General features: G+C 69.6%; 1 protein-coding gene. It reads left to right on the forward strand.

Annotated elements, in window-relative coordinates; all coding sequences use genetic code 11:
* Positions 1–160 precede the first annotated feature (160 nt).
* Positions 161–3280: an NACHT domain-containing NTPase gene (locus O3Q52_RS50770; RefSeq protein WP_269655193.1), complete on the forward strand. Its 3120-nt coding sequence runs from the start codon at positions 161–163 to the stop codon at positions 3278–3280.
* Positions 3281–3534 lie beyond the last annotated feature (254 nt).

Genomic DNA, 3534 nt, shown 5'->3' on the forward strand with positions numbered 1-3534 from the left:
GAACCCGCAGATCACGACGCCATGGACAACCACACCAGACCCGTAACTTCACGGCCTTGCCCTTTGGGGGCGCGGGGCCGTGACATATGCGGCTCCGCCGCGGGGCGCGACCAGCCACAACGAACCCGCAGCCGACACACCATGCCCTCGGGGGAGCGCCATGGAACCAACAACAGTCGGAGTCCGACTGGCGTCCACCGTGGCCACACCGCTGATCAAGAAGCTCTTCACGCCGGAGGGGCCGGGCGCGGGGCTGGTCGACAAGCCCGTACGCATCTCGTCCCGCGTCTCCTTCAAGGGCGAACAGCGCACGCTCGGCGAGAAGGACGTCACCCGGCTCGCCTCCGAGCTGGTCAGGCGGGCCCTGAAGGAAACCGACGAGCGCCCCATCGCCCCCGACGAGGCACAACCCGTCGTCCACGCGCTGGCCGACACTCTCCGCGCCCTCGGCGACATCACCATGACCGACGCCCAGGCGGTGGCGCTCGGCCACTCGGGCCTCGCGCTCCATCTCCGCCATGCCGCCGGGAGCCCCGACCGGGACCTCGAACTCGACGCGACCCTCTTCTACGAGCGGCTGCTCGACACGGCCTGTCTGCACATCCTGCACTTCTTCACCCAGCGCTCGACGTTCGTCGCCCGAACCCTCGTCGAGCAGACCCGCCGCCAGTCCGAACTCATCGCCAAGGTCGACGAGTTGATCGCCCGCACCCCGCGCCCCGGCGACGGGGACGGGGCGTTCGAGCGGCGGTATCTCGCGTACGCGGCGACCAAGCACAGCCAACTCACCATCTACGGCATCGACTTGGCCAACACCCCGGACCGCTGGCCGCTGGACGCCGCCTACCTCACCCTTCAGGCCCTGCGCCCCGCCACGAGCGACGAGGACGGCCGGTACATCGCCTCACCCGGCACCCCCCTCCCCGCCGACGACGCGCTGGCCGAGCAGGATCTGGTGCTGTTGCGGGGCGTGGCCGGCTCGGGCAAGACGACGCTGGTGCAGTGGCTCGCCGTGACGGCGGCGCGGGGCGAGCGAGGGGACCGCATCCCGTTCGTACTGCCGCTGCGAACGCTCGTACGCCGCCCCGAAGGACTGCCGGCGCCCGCCGGTTTCCTCGCCGCCGTCCGCGTCCCGTTCCACGACGCCGCCCCGGACGCCTGGCCGGACCGGGTGCTCACAGCGGGCCGCGGTCTGCTGCTCGTCGACGGCATCGACGAGATCCCGGAGTCCGACCGCGAACGCACGCGCCGCTGGCTGCGCGACCTGATCGACGCCTACCCGGGCAACCAGTGGCTGGTCACCTCCCGCCCCTCGGCCGTACGCGAGGACTGGCTCGCCGCGGACGGCTTCACCGAGCTGGCGCTCTCACCGATGAGCCGCGAGGATGTCACCGCGTTCGTCGAGCGCTGGCACAGGGCGGCCCGGATCGGCGCCCCGGACACGGAACGCCTCACCGCGTACGAGACATCGCTCCTCGACGCCGTTCGCACAAAGCCCGACCTCGGCCGCCTCGCCACCAACCCCCTGATGTGCGGCCTCATCTGCGCCCTGCACCGCGACCGGCGCGGCTATCTCCCGCACGGACGACAGGAGTTGTACGACGCCGCCCTCTCCATGCTCCTCTCGCGGCGCGACCAGGAGCGGGACATGCTCCCGCACGACGACATCCGGCTCACGGAACTCCCGCAGATCCAGCTCCTCCAGCGCCTGGCCTACTGGCTGATCCGCAACAACCAGGCAGAGATGGACCGCGAGCGCGCCGAGCGGCTCATCGCCGACGCGCTGCCGTCCCTGCCCGCCGCCGCGAGCCAGGGCGACGCGACCGCCATCCACCGCCATCTCCTCGTACGCAGCGGACTGCTGCGCGAACCCACCCTGGGAACCGTGGAGTTCGTCCACCGCACCTTCCAGGACTACCTGGGCGCGAAGGCCGCGGTGGAGGACGGCGACTTCGGGCTGCTCGTCCGCAACGCCGCCGACCACCAGTGGTCCGACGTGATCCGGATGGCAGTCGCCCACGCCCGCCCGCGCGAACGGGCCGATTTCCTCCGCGGCCTGCTCGCCGCCGCCTCCGACGAACGCACCGACCCCGCCGCGAGCACCCGTATCCGCCTCCTCGCCCTGGCCGGCCTGGAACACGCCACGGAACTCGACCCGAAGGTCCGGGCGGCCGTGGAGGAGCAGGCGGCGATGCTCATTCCGCCGCACACGGTGGAGGAGGCCAAGGAACTGGCCTCGGTCGGCCCGCTCGTCCTGGAGTTGCTGCCTGGCCCTGAGGGCCTGTCCGACGCGGAGGCGAGGGCCGTCGTCGTCACCGCGTCCCTCATCGGCACGGACGCGGCCCTCCCGGTCCTGGCCCGCTTTCGCCACCACCCCTCGCTGCCGGTGCGCGCCCAACTCACCTGGTCCTGGCGCCGGTTCGACGCCGATCGGTACGCCACCGAGGTCATCGCCCATCTCCCCGAGGACGATCTGTACTTCACGGCACACTCGGCGGCACATCTGCGTACATTGCGCTCACTCGGCGGTCGGCGGCTGCTTCATCTCGTCGGAGACATCGAGGAGGCGGAACTGCGGGCCGGTCTCGCTCCGGACACCACGCGCAAGCTCGTCGTGCTGGACAACAACGCTCTGAGCGATCTGGACTGCCTCTCGTCGCTCCACGGGCTCAGGCATCTGGACATCAGCGGCAGTCCGCATGTCGAGAGCCTCGCGCCCTTGGCCGGACTTCCATTGAAATGGCTGTCGCTGAACCATATGCAGGGCCTGGAAAAGCCGCATGCGCTGGCGCCGCTCTCGGCCTCGGCGACCCTGCGAGAGTTCGACACCGGCGTCGCGCTCCAGGGTGATTCTCTCGACACCACCCTCCCCCGGGGCCCGGCACTGACGTATCTGCGATTCACCAAGAACGCTCTCGAGTTCACCGGACTGCGCGGCTTGCACCATATGCGCTCAGTGAAGACGCTGAGTCTGGCCGGGCTCTCCCAGCGGCTCTCCCCCGAGGACTACGAAGAGGTGGAACGGCTCCCCGAGTTGGAGGATTTGCGCCTCAACTGGGATGCGGTCCCCTGGAGCGGAGGACCCGTACTGCCGCACATTAAGTACCTCCGGCTCAATACATTCACCGGATTCGAAGATCTCTCGGCGGTACGGACTCTGTTTCCCGGGTTGCGGTCAGTCACATTCGTCCTCGCTCCGGAGACGACCGAGGTACCCGAGCAGGTCCTCGACCTCTTCGCGGGCATGCACACCGTCGTGAAGACGCACCTAGTCCTCTAGCTCCGGGGTCTGTTCCAACCCCACCTGGGCACCCTACAGTTACCGGCGAGTAATCTCTTCGCTTCCCTGTGGCCTCACACGCACATGAGCATGCACCACGACCCATGTCCGCAGCGCTCCGACGCGAGAGGAACCCCCCATCCCATGACAGGAAGAAGCTGGCAGCGCCTCATAGGCCTGACCGCCGCCGCCACCGCCGTCACCGCGGCCCTGGCGATCCCTGCCACCGCCGCGACCCCGGCCGCCGCTCACTG

Source organism: Streptomyces sp. ActVer, from assembly GCF_027270795.1.
Classification (GTDB): Bacteria; Actinomycetota; Actinomycetes; order Streptomycetales; family Streptomycetaceae; genus Streptomyces; species Streptomyces umbrinus_A.

Excerpts from the sequence above, each read along its gene's own strand:
- O3Q52_RS50770 (WP_269655193.1), top strand. The coding sequence starts at position 161 with ATGGAACCAACAACAGTCGGAGTCCGACTGGCGTCCACCGTGGCCACA.